This is a genomic window from Clostridium lamae (assembly GCF_033043255.1).
GTDB lineage: Bacteria > Bacillota > Clostridia > Clostridiales > Clostridiaceae > Clostridium > Clostridium lamae.
On record NZ_JASCQJ010000057.1, the window covers coordinates 1 to 17,145 of the forward strand.

Below are 17,145 nucleotides of genomic sequence, written 5' to 3' on the forward strand. Positions count from 1 at the left end.
AGTTTACATATTATTAGTAAAGTATTATAAAAATATCCACTCTTATGTGATATGAATATGATTGGAGTAGTAACACAATATTATAAAGAAAAATAAAATATAATATTTATAAGGAAGATAGTACAGCTGTAATAGATAAGAGAGTAACTTAATAAATTTATTTATTAAGGATTTTAACACGCCTAAAAATCTAAATATAAGTGTTTCAATAATAAAATTTAAAAGTACATAGTATTATAGCATGTTTTAGAACAAGTTTTTATTCTTTAAGTATCGATTAATATTTTAATGAGTAGTAACAGTTACAGGTGAATATTAATTCAAGTCAATTAGAAGCTGAATTTTAAAAAAAATTGAAAATAATTATTTATAAATGACTATATGGAAACATGTAGGGGCAATAATTATTAATAATCATAAAATATATTATAGTAATTTTGGAGATAAAAGATGAAGAATAATATAAAAAAGATGAATTGTAAAAGTAGTATGTATATAAAAGCATCTTGCAATGAATTTTATTTAGGAGAAGAAATACAGTTAGTTGCATTAAAAGAGTCTTTATATGAAATAGAAGAAATTCAAAGTGTTAAGTGGGAAATTAATTATAGTGGAGATGATATACTTTTGCGAAATAATTTAATTATAATTAAACCTACTTTAAAGAACATAGAGTATTTAGAGGTTAGTTGCGAAGATAAGTCTACAGGAGCAAGAGCGTCTAGAAAGTTTCCTATAATTTCAGAAGAAAGAAAAGAAACCTTAGTGCACTTTATAAAGAATGATGGGAATTATTTCGGTAATGGGTATAAATGGGATCTTTGGACTTTTTCAGAAGATGGAGTTTCATGTAACGTTCAGTTAAATGATAAAAGTGATTTTGGTAGATGTGCCTTTGTAAAAGAAAGAAATGTAATAGCAAGAAGAAGATCATGGGGAGATAGATGGGGAAATGATTGGTCAGAGCAAACTATAACCTTCAAAATACCAGAGAATGCTAAGAATTGTTATATTGTTTATGGAGAAAATAAATTATTAACTGATTTAAATGAAGTAATCGATTATATAAAGCCAAGGATAGAAATAGCTATAATGGATGACAATAAATCTATAGTAGCATTCTTATCAAAAGAGCCTTTAGACATAATAGAATTTTATCTATATATAAATGGAGTTAAGCAAGAAGAGGTTAAGTATAAAATAGATAAAGAATTGAAGAAAGTAGAATTTTTTAATTTAAACTTAGAAGTTTCTCCTAAAGATTTAATAGAAATACGAGCAAGTCATACTTATTTACCATGTAAAGTTGTTATGAGAGGATACTTAGATAAATTTTATTATGAAAAAGATGATATGGGAGTATCTTTTTCAAAGAATACAATAAAATTAAGAGTATGGGCTCCCACAGCTGTAAAGATCGATTTGTGTATTTATGATAAATGGTATGAGAGAGAAGAAAAAAGTAAGTATGGAATGGAATATGATTTTAAAAGCGGCACATTTAATATAGAAATTAATAGAGAAAAAAATGAAGGAAAATTCTATTTATATAAATTATATTTTAGAGAACTAGATAGAAGTGGGAAAGAATATATAAAAGTAAATTATGCTGTAGATCCATATGCTTTTTCAGTGGGAATTAATGGAGATAAGGGATGTTTAATAGACTTAAATAAATCTATTACAATGCCGGATGGATGGTTATTAGATAAAAGACCAGAGTTATTGAGAAAAGAGGATAGTATCATTTATGAAGTTCATTTAAGAGATTTCACTATAAGCGAGGATAGTGGTATAAATAAAAATCTAAGAGGAAAATATTTAGCATTAACTAAAGAGGGAAGGGTATATACAGATAAGAAAAGCAATGTTTCTATAAAAACTGGTATTGATCACTTAAAAGAATTAGGAATCACTCATCTTCAAATATTGCCTATATTTGATTTTGGTTCCGTAGATGAAAGAAAAGCTAATAAAAAAGGAAATAGAAGCTGGGGATATGATCCTAAGAATTATAACGTTCCAGATGGGTGTTATTCTAGTGATCCATATTCACCAATAACGAGAATAATAGAACTTAGAAGCATGATAAAAGCTCTTCATAAAAATAATATAAGAGTTGTTATGGATGTTGTATATAACCATATGCAAGATACTAGAAATCTAGATAATATTGTACCATGGTATTATTTCAGGAGTAATTATAGAGGACGATATACTAATGGTTCAGGTTGTGGAAATGAGATAGCAACAGAAAGACCAATGGTTAGAAAATATATAATAGACTCTATAAAACATTGGCTTAATGATTATCATATTGATGGATTTAGATTTGATCTTATGGGATTAATTGATATTGATACTATGAAAGAGGTAGTTAAGGTAACAACTGAAATCGATGATAATATTTTAGTTTACGGTGAGCCTTGGAAAGGTGGAGACTCTACACTAATAAATGGAATATGCAAAGGGATGCAACGAGGAGAAGGATTCTCAGTTTTTAATGATACATTTAGAGATTATATTAGAGGTAATAATTCTCCATCAAATGGGTTTGTAAATGGTAATCAACACGATGGACCAACTGCTTGGAGTATTATTGAAGGACTAAAGGGATCAATTAATACTTTAGCAACAAAGCCTATTGAAAGTATCAATTATGTTGATGTACACGATAATTATACTCTTTGGGATCAAATTGAAAAAAGCTTAAATAAAAGCATTAAGCCTAATGAATATAGAATAATTGAAGATGAAGATATTCTTGATAATCACTTAGTTAGAAGAAATATTTTAGCTCTAGCTATAATTTTATTATCTCAGGGCATACCACTAATACATGGGGGAGCAGAAATTTTAAGGACTAAAAACGGAGATAATAATAGCTACAAGAGTCCTGATTATATAAATGAAATTAATTGGATAGATAAAGTTAAATACTATAAGGTGTTCAATTTTATAAAAACATTAGTAAAAATTAGAAAAAGATTTAATGTATTTAGATGTGAAGATAAGGATCAATTAAAGAATACTGAAATATATTTTTTAAATGGAGATGAAAAAGCTGGAGTAATTAAATGGCACTATAGAAATACGGAAATGCAAGATGGAATTAAAGAACTAATCGTAGTATTTAATGGGACATCCATAGACAATTACGATATTAATGAATATCTTAATACTGCAATTAGTGATGAATGGAATTTAATTGCCATCAATAAATTAATAGATGAAAATGGATTGAAGAAAGTAAAAAGAAATGAAGTACCAACTTTAAATGCCTATTCATTATTAATTATGTATGCATAACATAGGGGTATTAATTACAAAATATTAAAAAGGAGCTGTCTAATACAGTTCCTTTTTAGCCATACCTATGAATTCTTTTCTTTCTAGGTTTTGCAAGGTAATCATAAGCCGAGGTCCAATAAGGCAATAGTGAAGGTTTATATTCTAGTATGTCTTTTAAAAATTTATCAAAAAGATGATATTTTACAAGTATCTTTACTATGTCCTTAGGATAAGGGGTAATCTTAGTAAACGGCTTTCTTGGGTCAATGACCTTAACTTTACATTTAGGACTTACGAAAATATGAGCATTTCTAAAATTAATTCTTTTAAAATTAAGTTTCTTTAAATCTTCTATTAAATCTATTATTTCCTTTGATAATTCTTTAGATAAACCATGTTTTGAAATATATTCCATAAGATTCATTCCACCCACATACTCTCTTATCAATATGTTACTAACCCTTACAATAGCATTTGGGAAAAAAGGGCTATCTGCAGTTTTTTTAAGTATTTCTTCCTCATCTTTAGCATTTTTTATATTTTTAAATACTTTAAGAGCATAGCCTTCTGGAGTTAAATAAACAGAGCCTTCAGCTCCAGAACCTAAGAGTTTAAGATCCTTTGCCTCTAGTAAGCAATTCATAAAATCACACCAAATTATTACTTTTATTTATTATATGCAAATAAAAATAATATGTTATTATGATTAAAAGTCTATTCCTTTTTTATGCTAATGGTATATGCTATAATTTACCTAAAAGTTAAAAGTAAAGTGGTGATAATATGAAATGGGAAATAAAGAAGTTTAAAGAACTATCAGTAGATGAATTATATAGAATAATTGAACTAAGAAACAATGTTTTTGTTGTTGAGCAAGAATGTATTTATCAAGATTGTGATAGAAAAGATTTAGAAGCTTATCATTTATTTTGTATTGATAATAATAAGGTTATTGCTACCTTAAGAATACTTAATAAAGGAGTATCCTATGAGGAAATTTCTATAGGGCGAGTAGTAGTAGATAAGGAGTATAGAAAAAAGCATTTAGGAAGAAAAGCTATGGAGCTAGCTATAGATTTTATAAAACATACATATGGAGAAAGTCCTATTAGAATTTCTGCTCAAGTATATATTAAGGATTTTTATAAAAGTCTTGGATTTAAAGAGGTATCAGAAGTTTATTTAGAAGACGATATTCCTCATATAGAAATGATAAAAGATGTATAAATAAAAAGAATGCTATATTTAAAATGTCCTTGACATAGGCTCCATTTTAGCTTTAGCATTCTTTATATTATAAAGTTCTATATTTTATTGATCTATTAGGACTTGTTTTTCTTTTAGTATTATATTGATCTTTCTATAATAGTATATCATAAGTGGTACACATGCAGCTATCCATGCGGCTGGATCGGCAAGTGCGATTCCAGTAAAATCAAGTAGTAATGGAAGTGTAAATGCAACTACAGTTCTTGCTATCATTTCAAAAAGTCCAGCCATCATGGGCACAAAGCTTTCTCCGACTCCCTGTAAAGTGTTTCTATATATAAATATTAGACCCAGAGGGATATAAAATAATGAAACTGTGTTTAAATAATGTTTAGCATAAGATATAACTTCCATATCATTTCCGCTAATAAACATCTTAGTAAAGGCACCACCAAATAAGACTACAATAATTGTTGAGGATATACTAACTATTATACTCACAATACTACACTTTTTAACACCTTCTTTTATACGATCAATTCTTCCAGCACCTAGGTTTTGTCCTGAATATGTAGCCATTGCAACGCCAAAGGTAACAGATGGTTGCATAACTAATTGTTGAACCTTTGAAGCCGCTGTATAAGAAGCTATAATTTTTGAACCAAAGTTATTAAGTGCTCCTTGAAGAACCATAACTCCAGCAGCGGTTATAGAAAATTGAAGAGCCATTGGAACACCTATTCTTAATTGGCGGTCAATATAGCTTTTTCTAATTTTCCAGTGTTTTTTCTTTAGTCTTAATATTGGGAATTTCTTTACTATATAAATTGCACAAAGTATCGCAGAGATAGATTGAGAAATAATTGTAGCATAAGCAGCCCCCGCAACCCCCATATGGAAATTAACTATAAATACAATATCTAAAACTATATTTAGTATTGAGGCAATTATTAAGAAGTATAATGGAGTCTTACTATCTCCAAGGGCTCTTAAAATACTAGAAAGCATATTATAAAAAATTATCGCTATATTCCCTGCATAAATGATAATAATATAAGATAGTGCGTCTTTCATAATATTTTCTGGTGTATTCATAAGTTCTAGTAGAGGTTTAGCAAACCCAACACTTATAGCAGTTAGAACAATAGTCATAATAGTAGATAAGATTAAAGAACTTGCAAATGATTTTTTCACACCTTCTTCATCATTCGCACCAAACTTTTGGGATACTAAAACTGAAAAACCACTTGTTAGACCGATTACGAAGCCATTGACTAAAAAAGCCATAGGTCCAGTAGAGCCAACTGCGGCTAATGCATCAACTCCAAGAAATCTACCTACTATTACAGTATCCGCCATACTATAAAATTGTTGAAATATATTTCCTATAAGTAAAGGAATTGAAAATGTTAAAATTAGTTTTACAGGACTTCCTGTTGTCATATCTTTTGTCATAAATAACCCTCCCCATATATAAATCTACAATTAATTAAATATAGATTATAAATTTCCTACTTGTACAAACATTTACAATAATATCACTTCAAAATTTTATTATCAACATTATTTCAAATTTAGAAAATAATATTATATTTATCTTAATATTAAATATATAATAAAATACCTATGCTATGTAAAATGAATAAATAATATATACGTTTGAGTTTCAAACACACTATTTTGTAAAAATATGTTAAACTATATATGTATTAAAAGTAAATATTAAATGGATAAATTAAGAGGTAAAAATATGCAAGTAATTATTATGTCAAAGGAAGAACTTAGAAAATTCCTAGTGGTATATCAAGGATTATACACTAATAATACTTTTGTGGGGGAAAAGGGGATTAAAGAATGTATAAGAAGAGTTGGGTGTATTCAATATGATCCATTAAATGTTGTAGGACGAAATGCAGATTTGGTTATTCAATCAAGGATTGAAAATTATGATCCAGCAATGATGGATGATTTACTTTATAAGAAAAGAGAATTAATAGATGGATGGGATAAAATGATGTCTATTTATTCTGTAAATGACTGGCCATATTTTAAGAGAGTACGGTCTGAAAGAAAAAAAGAGATTGAAAGTGTATTAAAGCATAGAAATTCATTTGATGCAATAAACTACATTGATACCGTAAAAGAATTTATACAAAAAAATGGTGCGACTATCCCATCAAAAATTGATTTGGGTTCTGTAGAAAAAGGAATATGGGGTCATGGAAAACTTTCAAGTGCTGCAATGGATTATTTGTGGAATAGTGGTGAACTTGGAGTAAAGGAAAAGAAAAATACTCAAAAGAAATATGATTTAATCGAAAGATTATTACCAGAAGAAATAGTATATATGCCAGATCCATTTAAAAATGATGATGAATTTTATAAATGGTATATTAAAAGAAGAGTAGGTAGTATTGGAGCATATTGGGATAAAACTGGTGAAGGATGGTTGGGCAATTTTATTTATAAAAGAGATCTAAGGCAAAGAATATTAAATGAACTAGTAGAAGATGGAGAGTTAATACTTATAAAAGTAGAAACAATGAAAGAAACATTTTATTTAAGAAAAGAAGATATGTCAATCGTAAATGAATCTACCTTTGTTAATGAAAGCAATGTAAGGTTCTTAGCTCCACTAGATAATATAATTTGGGATAGAAAGCTTACTAGAGAAATTTTTAATTTTGATTACATTTGGGAAGTATATAAACCTGTAGATAAACGAAAATACGGTTATTATGTTTTACCAGTTTTATATGGAGATAAGATAGTGGCAAGATTTGAACCAGAGTTACATAGAGGAAATGGACCATTAACAATAAAAAATTGGTGGTGGGAAGAAAGTTTTAAAGTAACAGATGATTGTATAGACTCTGTTATAGAAGCATTAGATAGGTTCTGTAAGTATTTGAAAGCAGATGGAATATCTGAAGATTCATTTAGAAAGATAGATAAAAGGTTAAGTAGGTGAAGATAAAAGGATGTAGTAAGATTTGTGTAAAAATAAAAGCTACTACATCCTTTTTAATTTTTTATGCTAAAGCAAATTGGCTGTTATATAACTTAGCATAGAATCCATTTTTATTTAATAACTCATTATGATTTCCTTGCTCAATAATTTTTCCGTCTTTCATAACTAATATCAAATCAGCTTCACGAATAGTTGAAAGTCTATGAGCTACTATAAAGGAAGTTCTTCCTTCCATTAATTTATTAAAGGCTCTTTGAATATAAATTTCAGTTCTGGTGTCTATGCTACTAGTAGCTTCATCTAATATAAGCATAGGTGGTTTTGAAAGCATAACCCTAGCTATGCATAAAAGCTGTTTTTGCCCTTGAGATAGTGAACTATCTTCTGTAAGTATAGTATCGTATCCTTTTGGTAATCTCATAATAAACTTATGAGCATGAGCTGATTTAGCAGCTTCTATAACTTCTTCTAAAGTAGCATTTTCTTTTCCATAAGAGATATTATCTCTAACTGAACCAGAGAAAAGCCAAGTATCTTGCAGAACCATACCATAAAGCCCTCTAGTGCTAGTTCTAGTTATATCCTCTATATTTATATTGTCTATTTTTATTTCTCCAGACTTTATATTATAAAATCTCATAAGTAAATTTATTAATGTAGTTTTCCCACAACCAGTAGGTCCAACTATAGCAATTCTTTGTCCAGGTTTAACATTTAAATTAAAATCTTCGATTAACGATTTATCTTCACTATATGAAAAATAAAGATTATTTATACTGACATTACCTTCGCAAGTTTCTAAGTTAATGTCAGTAGTCTTATCTGGAATTTCTGGAACTTCATCTAATATTTTAAATACTCTACTTGCTGAAGCAAATGCAGCTTGAAGCTCAGTAATAACCCCTGAAATTTCATTAAAAGGTTTAGTGTACTGATTTGCATAGCTTAAAAATGCAGAAAGATTTCCGATTGATAAGTTACCATTTATAGCAGTTATTGCACCTACTATTCCTACGGATGCATAAACTATTCCATTTACAAATCTAGTTACTGGATTTGTAAGAGCAGAGTAAAATTGTGCTTTTTGACCATATGTATAAAGCTTTTTATTAATTACTTCAAATTTTTCCTCGGCTCTATCTTCGTAAGAAAAAGCTTTTACTACCTTTTGATTTCCTATCATTTCTTCAATATAACCTGTTAATTCGCCACGAACCTTTGATTGCATTCTAAACATGGAGTGACAATGCTTAGCTATAGTGGAAGCAGTAAACAAGGATAGTGGGGTAATAATAACTACTAATAAAGCAATTTTAAAATTAATTGATAACATAAATATTAATGTTCCTACTATAGTTATAATTCCAGTAAATAGTTGAGAAAAGCCTTGAAGTAATCCATCAGATACTATTTCTATGTCATTAATAACACCATTTATTATAGAACCATGAGAATTTTCATCAATATATTTTAGTGGTAAAGAATTCAATTTATTAAAAACATCTATTCTTAAATCCTTAATAGTCTTATAACTAACTATATTAGTACATCTAGTCATTATAAGTTGAAATATTGAAGAAAATATTATTGCTAATAAAAGAAACACTAATATATTAACAAGCTTAGAAAAATTAACATTTCCTTCACCTATAATAAGATCGACACCTTTACCTATTAAAATTGGAGTCAATAAAGTTAAACTAATATTAATAATTGCACTTATAAAAGCAATTAAGATATATTTATTATAAGATTTTGTATATTTTAATATTCTTTTTACAATAGTAATATTCAAAATCCCACCTCCTAATTATTAATTTGAGAAGAATATATTTCATTATATACTTCACAATTATTAAGAAGATAATCATGAGTTCCAATTCCAACTATTTCACCATTATCTAAAACTATTATTTTATCAGAATTTTTTATACTGCTTGCTCTTTGAGATACTATTAAAACTGTCATATCTTTAGTTTTCTCTTTTAAAGCCTTTCTGAGTGTTGCGTCAGTTGTAAAATCTAAAGCACTTGAACTATCATCTAAAATTAAAATTTCTGGCTTGGAAATTAAAGCTCTTGCAATTGTAAGCCTTTGTTTTTGACCACCAGAAAAGTTTTTACCGCCTTGTAATACTTCTGCATCATATTTTCCCTTTAATGAGTTAACAAAGGTATCAGCTTGTGATATTTCAAGAGCTTCTTTTATATCATCTATAGTAGCCTTTTCATTTCCCCATTTTAAGTTTTCTAAAATACTTCCTTTAAATAAAACTGCCTTTTGAGGAACTATGCCTATTAATTTTCTAAGATTTTTTAAGGTATAATTTTTAGTGTTTATTCCTTTTACACGGACTTCACCATCAGTTGCATCATAAAATCTAGGAATTAAATTAATTAAAGTTGATTTTCCAGATCCAGTTCCACCTATAATTCCTATTGTTTCATTCTTATTTATAGTTATGTTTATATTCTTTAAGGCATATTCATTAGAATCTTCATAAGAAAATGAAACATTATTAAATTCGATTAAAGGTGAAGAATCATTAGTTTTATAATTATTATCAATTTCATCGTCAGTAATAGATGATTTAGTGTTTAATATTTCTAAAACTCTATTAGCGGAAGTAGCACCCTTAGTTAAAATAATAATTAACTGTGAAAATACAATTAATGAGAGTAAAATCTGAGTTATATAATTTACAAATGCAATTACTTCTCCCTGAGTTAATGAACCTATATTAACTCTAATACCTCCAAACCATAAAATAGCAATTATAGCTAAATTCATAATCATATAAGTAATAGGATTAAGTAAAGCAGAGATCTTCCCAACTTTTATAGAAGCTTCGGTTAATTCAACTGTAGCATCTATAAATCTTTCTTTTTCATTTTCTTCTTTAGAAAAAGCCTTAATTACTCTTACTCCTTCAAGATTTTCTCTTGTTATTAGAGAAATATTATCTAATTTTCCTTGGATCACTTTATACAATGGAAGAGACTTACTCATAACAAGATAAATTACTAGTGCTATTAATGGAGTTGTTATTAGAAATATGATTGAAAGCTTGTAATCTATCAAAATTGCCATAATGGTTGAACCAATAATTACAAATGGGCTTCTTGTTCCTAATCTAATTAACATAGCTATACCAGTTTGGATTTGATTTATATCATTAATTAATCTAGTCATAAGAGTTGGAGTTCCTATTTTATCAATTTCATTGTGGGATAAGTTATTTATATGCTTATAAAGTTTACTTCTAATAGAAGTTCCTGCACCTTGTGAAGCAATAGAAGCATAATACTGGCAAACAAGAGCAAAAGCAAGACCTGTAGCCCCTAAAAGTACTAATATTCCACCCATTTTAAAAACATAATATATATCTTTGTTAGCTACACCAATATCAATAATTTTTGCCATCACTATTGGAATAAATAATTCTAAAATAGCTTCAATTAATTTAAATATTGGACCAATAATAGCCTCTTTTTTATAATCTTTCATAAAGTAGATAAGTTTTAACAATAATACCAGTCCTTTTAATAAATTTTAATAATACTCATTATATCATTATATAAAAATAATAAAAGAAGTAACTTTCTAAAGAAATTGTTAAAAGCAAATTAAATATTCCTTAAAGCTTTGACTTTAAAAAAGACATTATGTTACCATTATAAAATCATAATATTTACAGTAGAGGTGTAGAAATGAATTTTCTAAAGAATTTTTTAAAAGGGGTAGCAATAAGTATTTCTCAAATAGTTCCGGGAGTTAGTGGTGGGACTATAGCGATGATTTTAGGTATATATGACAAAATGCTTCATGCAGTTAACAATATTTTAAAGGACTTTAAAAATCAATATAAAATATTATTACAAGTTGGAATTGGGGCAGTTGTAGGAATATTTTTATTTAGCAACATAGTAAAAAACTTATTTGATAATTATCCTATTCCTATAGGTTACTTATTTATTGGAGTAATATTAGGTGGTGCTCCACTTATGTTTAGAAAAGCTACAGTGAAGGGCTTTAATAAGAAAAGTATAATATATTTGGTTCTAGGAATGGTAATAGTTTTAATGATGGGAACTCCTAACAATGATGCATCAGCAATAATTACATCATTAAGCTTTGTTAATTTTATATGGCTTTTTATCGGAGGAGTAGTAGTAGCAATAGCACTTATTTTACCAGGGATAAGTGGATCATTTATGCTTTATGTTTTAGGTCTCTATAATACAGTAATAACGGCTGTAGTTAATATTAATATTCCAATTTTAATACCTATAGTTTTAGGTGGAATTGTTGGAACATTATTAACTGCAAGAATAATTGAAATGTTATTAATTAAGTTCCCAGAACAAACTTATATATTAATATTTGGATTTATTTTAGGTTCTGTATTTTCAGTATTTCCAGGAGTAGATGGAATAAGTAGCATTATTGGAGTAATACTTGGAATTATAGGATTTATGTTTACATATTATATAAGTAGAAATGAATAGAAGAAAAAATAAATTTTTTATATCTAAAGTGTATACAAAAAATGGAAGAAGGTATATAATAATAAAGTAATATTTAGTAAATTTAAATCAAGGAGGTAGAGATATGTTTATGTATTTAAAAGATAATAATAATCAAATTAAATATAGCTTAATTATTATTAATAACTCTGCCAATAGTGATAGTTTGTAATTTTTTAAGAAAAGTTTAAATTATACTGTATATCGCCATGAGTTATTATACTCATGGTTTTTTTATGAATTTATTTAATGTAAATAGATATTTTAATGACCCTGGGTAACTAGGGTCATTTTATATATAAAAATAAATTAAGGAGGAATGGTAATATGAGTAATTTTGTGCAATTAGGAAATAATAAAAAGGAAATAATGGTGAGAAATAGAAATGGAGGGTTTTTAAATGTTTATATCCGGAGAATTTGGTAATGCTATAATAGGTAGTACTGAAAAAAGCAATTCAGAATTTGAACAATATTGTAAAATTGAAGGTCTTAGTTCAATTCAAGTTAAAAGTGACATTTGTAAAATATATAATAAAAGAAGAATAAAGTTTCTTAAAGTTTTATTGATATTAGTAAAAAAAATAATATAATACAATAAATTAGCATTAAGATAATAATATAATTAAATATACTCAACGTTTTTAATAAAGATGTTGAGTATATTTAATTATGAAAAATTATAACTTTCATATAAATTTTATCAATTCACAATTGATAAAAAATTCAAATAAATAGCATGAAAACGAAAGTCATATAGTTGACACTGATAATAAATAGATATATAATTAGTTAGAAGTCTAACAAAGTGCGGGTGTTTAAATGAGTCAAATGAAACATGTTGGAAAACAAATTAATATACTATCCCATAAGATTAAAAGAAGAATTGGCAAAGTTGCATTAGAATATGGAATAAGTGGGATGCAAGCTAAGATTTTAGGGTTTATATATACTAATTCTTCAAAAATAGATATATTTCAAAAAACTATTGAAGAAGAATTTGATATTAGACGTTCTTCTGTTACAAGTGTACTTACATTAATGGAAAAAAATGAACTGATAAAAAGAGTTAGCGTATCTGAAGATGCAAGACTAAAAAAAATAATTCTTACGGATAAGGGAATAGAAATAAATAAATTAGTTTATAGAGAAATAGCTAATATAGAAGAAACTATTTCTAATATACTTTCAAAAGAGGAATTAGATTTATTTATTTCAAATTTGGAGAAGTTAAATAAGAACATAATTGAGTAATATTTATTAATTATTTAGTTAGAGTTCTAACAAATTTAAAAACAAATAAATATAATAACAAAAGGAGGAATAGTATGATAAAAAAATTATCTAGCTATATCGGAGAATATAAAAAAGATTCTATTTTAACTCCTGTCTTTGTAGCCTGTGAAGTTATACTAGAAGTTATTATTCCAGTATTGATGGCAAAAATAGTTGATAATGGAATTGAAAAGGGAGATATGAAATATGTAACTATTTTAGGAATCATAATGTTACTTATGGCATTCCTATCACTAACATTTGGTGCTCTAGGAGGTAAGACTGGAGCAAAAGCATCAACTGGATTTGCAAAAAATTTAAGAAGAGAGATGTTTTATAAGATTCAAGACTACTCATTCTCTAATATTGATAAATATTCAACTGCTGGTTTAATTACTAGATTAACCACAGATGTTACCAATGTCCAAAATGCTTATCTTATGATAATTAGATCATTAGCTAGAGCACCTTTTATGCTTATTGCAGCGATGGTTATGAGTTTTTATGTAAATGCAAGAATGGCATTGATTTTCTTATTTGCAGCTATTTTTCTTGCAATAGCATTATATGTAGTTATATCTAAAGCTCATCCAATATTTAAAAGAGTGTTTAGAAAATACGATGATTTAAATGCAAGTGTCCAAGAAAATTTAACTGGAATTAGAGTTGTAAAAGCTTATGTTAGAGAGGAACATGAAATAGGCAAGTTCCATAAGGCTTCTCTAAATTTATATAACAAATTCTTAAGTGCAGAAAAGATAATAATATTAAATTCACCAATAATGCAATTTACAACATACACAATTATGTTACTATTCTCATGGTTTGGTGCAAAATTTATTGTTTCAAATAGCATGACTACTGGTGAACTTATGAGTTTATTTACTTATACAGGTAATATTCTTATGAGTCTTATGATGATATCAATGGTATTAGTTATGATTACTATGGCAAAATCTTCAGCAGATAGAATAGTAGAAGTAATAACTGAAGAAAGTGATTTAAAGAATTGTGAAAATCCAATATATGATGTAAAAGATGGATCAATACAATTTGAAAATGTTGATTTTAGCTATAGTAATAATAAGGAAAACTTAAATCTAGAAAATATTAATTTAACAATAAATTCTGGAGAAACTATTGGGATTATAGGTGGAACAGGAAGTGCTAAGTCATCATTTGTTCAATTAATACCAAGGCTTTACGATGTAACTTCAGGTTCTATAAAAGTTGGGGGAGTTGATGTTAGAAATTATGATATAGAAACTTTAAGAAATCAAGTTTCAATGGTTTTACAAAAAAATGTTTTATTCTCTGGAACTATAAAAGAAAACCTAAGGTGGGGTAATAAAGAAGCCACAGATGAAGAAATAATTAATGCCTGTAATGCAGCACAGGCAAGCGAATTTATAGAGAAACTTCCAGACAAATATGATACCTATATAGAGCAAGGTGGTACAAATGTTTCTGGTGGACAAAAGCAAAGGCTTACTATTGCTAGAGCTTTATTGAAGAAGCCAAAGATATTAATTCTTGATGACTCAACTAGTGCAGTAGATACTAAAACAGATGCATTAATTAGAAAATCATTTAAGGAATCAATACCTAATGTAACAAAAATTATTGTTGCGCAGAGAATTTCTTCAGTTGAAGATGCTGATAAAATAATAGTTTTAAATGATGGAAAAATTGATGGTTTTGGAACTCATGAAGAATTATTAAAAACTAATGAAATATACAGAGAAGTATATGAAGGTCAAGTGAAAGGAGCTGATGAAGATGAGGCCTAGTATGGGACAAGGAATGAAGCATGGATCAGGTGGTCCAGGTAAAATGCCTATGGGTCGTAGAAAGAGCAAGAATCCAATGAAAACACTAAAAAGGCTCCTAGGTTATGTTTATAAAGAGCATAAATTAAAATTATGTTTAGTTATAGCTTTAATTGTAATAAGTTCTATTACTTCAGTTGTAAGTACGCTATTTTTACAAACGTTAATAGATGATTATATAACTCCGTTTATAGGTCAATCAAATCCTAATTTTACAGGACTTTTTAAGACCTTATGTATTATGGCAATTATATATTATACTGGTACACTTTCAACTTATTTATATAATAGAATTATGATCTTTGTATCACAAGGTACCTTAAAGAAAATTAGAGATGATATGTTTGAGCACATGGAAGCTTTACCAATAGTATATTTTGATACTCATTCACATGGAGAAATAATGAGTCTATATACAAATGATACAGATACATTAAGACAGATGATTAGCCAAAGTATACCACAACTTATGGCATCTTTAATAACTGTCATAAGCGTGTTTATATCAATGATTTTTATAAGTATTCCTTTAACATTAGTTTCTTTAGTTATGATTTTTATAATGAGTCAAGTAATAAAAACAGTGGGTGGTAAAAGTTCATTATATTTTGGTAAACAACAACAAGCTTTAGGAAAATTAAATGGATATATTGAAGAAATGATGGAAGGACAAAAGGTAGTTAAGGTCTTTTGTCATGAAAAAGAAAGTAAATTAAATTTTGATTTATTAAACGAAGAATTAAGAGATAGTGCAGATAAAGCTAATACTTTTGCAAATATTCTAATGCCTATTATGGGGAATTTAGGATATATAAATTATGTTCTTACAGCAATTGTTGGCGGATTAATAGCCATAAATGGAGTTGGAGGTTTTACTATTGGTGCACTAGCATCCTTCCTACAACTTACAAGAAATTTAAATCATCCAATAGGGCAAATGTCTCAACAATTTAACTCAGTTATAATGGCACTTGCAGGAGCTGAAAGAATATTTGAAATGTTAGATGAAAAGCATGAAACTGATGAGGGATATGTAACCTTAGTAAATGCTAGAATTGATGAATATGGCAATATACAAGAAGTTAATGAGCGTACAGGAATCTGGGCTTGGAAGCATCCACACAGTGATGGAACAATTACTTATACAAGATTACTTGGAGATATAGTATTTGATGATGTAGACTTTGGATATAATGATAAGAAGACAATTCTTCATAATATAACACTTTATGCAAAACCAGGGCAAAAAGTAGCTTTTGTTGGAGCAACAGGAGCAGGTAAAACTACAATCACTAATTTAATTAATAGATTCTATGATATTCAAGATGGAAAAATAAGATATGATGGAATTAATATTAATAAGATTAAAAAAGCTGATTTAAGAAGATCACTTGGTATAGTTCTACAAGATACACACTTATTTACTGGAACAATAGCAGATAATATTAGATATGGTAAACTAGATGCAAGTGATGAAGAAGTGTATGCAGCAGCAAAACTTGCTAATGCTGATATATTTATTAAGCACTTGCCTAATGGATATAATACAAAAATAACAGGGGATGGAGCTAATTTATCTCAAGGACAAAGACAATTAATAGCAATAGCAAGAGCTGCTATAGCAAATCCTCCTGTATTAATACTAGATGAAGCTACTTCAAGTATAGATACTAGAACAGAAGCTATAGTACAAGAAGGTATGGATAAATTAATGGAAGGAAGAACTGTGTTCGTAATTGCTCACAGACTTTCAACAGTTAGAAATTCAGATGTTATTATGGTTCTTGAGCAAGGAGAAATCATTGAACGTGGAAGTCATAATGACTTAATTGATAAGAAAGGAAAGTATTATCAATTATATACAGGAGCTTTTGAGTTAGAATAATTTATAGTGAAAATATATAAGAAAAAAGAGTGTTAATACTATTAATGTAGTGTTTAACACTTTTTTTATAGCAATTTATAATCTAAAATAAAATACTCGTAAATGATATTAAAATTAATATAAAAATAGGGAAAGTAAATTTTCATATCATGGTATAATT

Annotated in this window: 12 protein-coding genes; 8 read left to right on the forward strand and 4 right to left on the reverse strand. The window is 27.7% G+C overall.

Annotation, left to right across the window (positions count from 1 at the left end; all coding sequences use genetic code 11):
• The first annotated feature begins 450 nt into the window (after positions 1-450).
• The gene (pulA, locus tag QK892_RS17175) at positions 451-3,309 is read left to right on the forward strand and encodes a type I pullulanase (RefSeq protein WP_317274772.1); all 2,859 of its coding nucleotides are present in this window, start codon (positions 451-453) and stop codon (positions 3,307-3,309) included.
• Positions 3,310-3,364: 55 nt separating this feature from the next.
• Here pulA and QK892_RS17180 read toward each other — a convergent pair whose 3' ends face one another.
• Entirely contained in the window at positions 3,365-3,934 is a 570-nt protein-coding gene (locus tag QK892_RS17180; RefSeq protein WP_317274773.1) for a protein kinase family protein, read from the reverse strand.
• 140 nt (positions 3,935-4,074) lie between these two features.
• Between QK892_RS17180 and QK892_RS17185 the strand changes: the two genes are divergently transcribed.
• Positions 4,075-4,518, forward strand: coding sequence for a GNAT family N-acetyltransferase (locus QK892_RS17185; protein ID WP_317274774.1), 444 nt, complete (start codon positions 4,075-4,077; stop codon positions 4,516-4,518).
• A gap of 84 nt (positions 4,519-4,602) precedes the next feature.
• Here the strand turns inward: QK892_RS17185 and QK892_RS17190 are convergent, their stop codons facing one another.
• Entirely contained in the window at positions 4,603-5,955 is a 1,353-nt protein-coding gene (locus QK892_RS17190) for an MATE family efflux transporter (RefSeq protein ID WP_317274775.1), read from the reverse strand.
• A gap of 295 nt (positions 5,956-6,250) precedes the next feature.
• On the opposite strand from QK892_RS17190, the gene QK892_RS17195 reads away from it, so the two are divergent.
• Entirely contained in the window at positions 6,251-7,471 is a 1,221-nt protein-coding gene (locus QK892_RS17195; RefSeq protein ID WP_317274776.1) for a winged helix-turn-helix domain-containing protein, read from the forward strand.
• 61 nt (positions 7,472-7,532) lie between these two features.
• Here QK892_RS17195 and QK892_RS17200 read toward each other — a convergent pair whose 3' ends face one another.
• Both QK892_RS17200 and QK892_RS17205 read right to left on the reverse strand, forming a co-directional pair.
• On the reverse strand, positions 7,533-9,266 hold the full coding sequence (locus QK892_RS17200; protein WP_317274777.1) for an ABC transporter ATP-binding protein: 1,734 nt from the start codon (positions 9,264-9,266) through the stop codon (positions 7,533-7,535).
• An 11-nt stretch (positions 9,267-9,277) separates the two neighbouring features.
• Positions 9,278-10,999 (reverse strand): ABC transporter ATP-binding protein, encoded by a 1,722-nt coding sequence (locus QK892_RS17205; RefSeq protein ID WP_317274778.1) that lies wholly within the window; start codon positions 10,997-10,999, stop codon positions 9,278-9,280.
• A 182-nt stretch (positions 11,000-11,181) separates the two neighbouring features.
• On the opposite strand from QK892_RS17205, the gene QK892_RS17210 reads away from it, so the two are divergent.
• The 5 genes from QK892_RS17210 to QK892_RS17230 all read left to right on the forward strand — a co-directional run bounded on the left by QK892_RS17210 (position 11,182) and on the right by QK892_RS17230 (position 16,985).
• Positions 11,182-11,979, forward strand: a complete 798-nt coding sequence (locus QK892_RS17210; protein ID WP_317274779.1) for a DUF368 domain-containing protein — start codon at positions 11,182-11,184, stop codon at positions 11,977-11,979.
• Between the two features lie 418 nt (positions 11,980-12,397).
• On the forward strand, positions 12,398-12,589 hold the full coding sequence (locus QK892_RS17215; protein WP_317274780.1) for a hypothetical protein: 192 nt from the start codon (positions 12,398-12,400) through the stop codon (positions 12,587-12,589).
• A gap of 229 nt (positions 12,590-12,818) precedes the next feature.
• Complete coding sequence (locus QK892_RS17220) at positions 12,819-13,250, forward strand: MarR family winged helix-turn-helix transcriptional regulator (protein WP_317274781.1); 432 nt, start codon at positions 12,819-12,821, stop codon at positions 13,248-13,250.
• 74 nt (positions 13,251-13,324) lie between these two features.
• Complete coding sequence (locus tag QK892_RS17225) at positions 13,325-15,061, forward strand: ABC transporter ATP-binding protein (RefSeq protein ID WP_317274782.1); 1,737 nt, start codon at positions 13,325-13,327, stop codon at positions 15,059-15,061.
• Complete coding sequence (locus tag QK892_RS17230; RefSeq protein ID WP_394855050.1) at positions 15,051-16,985, forward strand: ABC transporter ATP-binding protein; 1,935 nt, start codon at positions 15,051-15,053, stop codon at positions 16,983-16,985. Before QK892_RS17225 ends, QK892_RS17230 begins: the two co-directional genes overlap by 11 nt.
• The last annotated feature ends 160 nt before the right edge of the window (positions 16,986-17,145 follow it).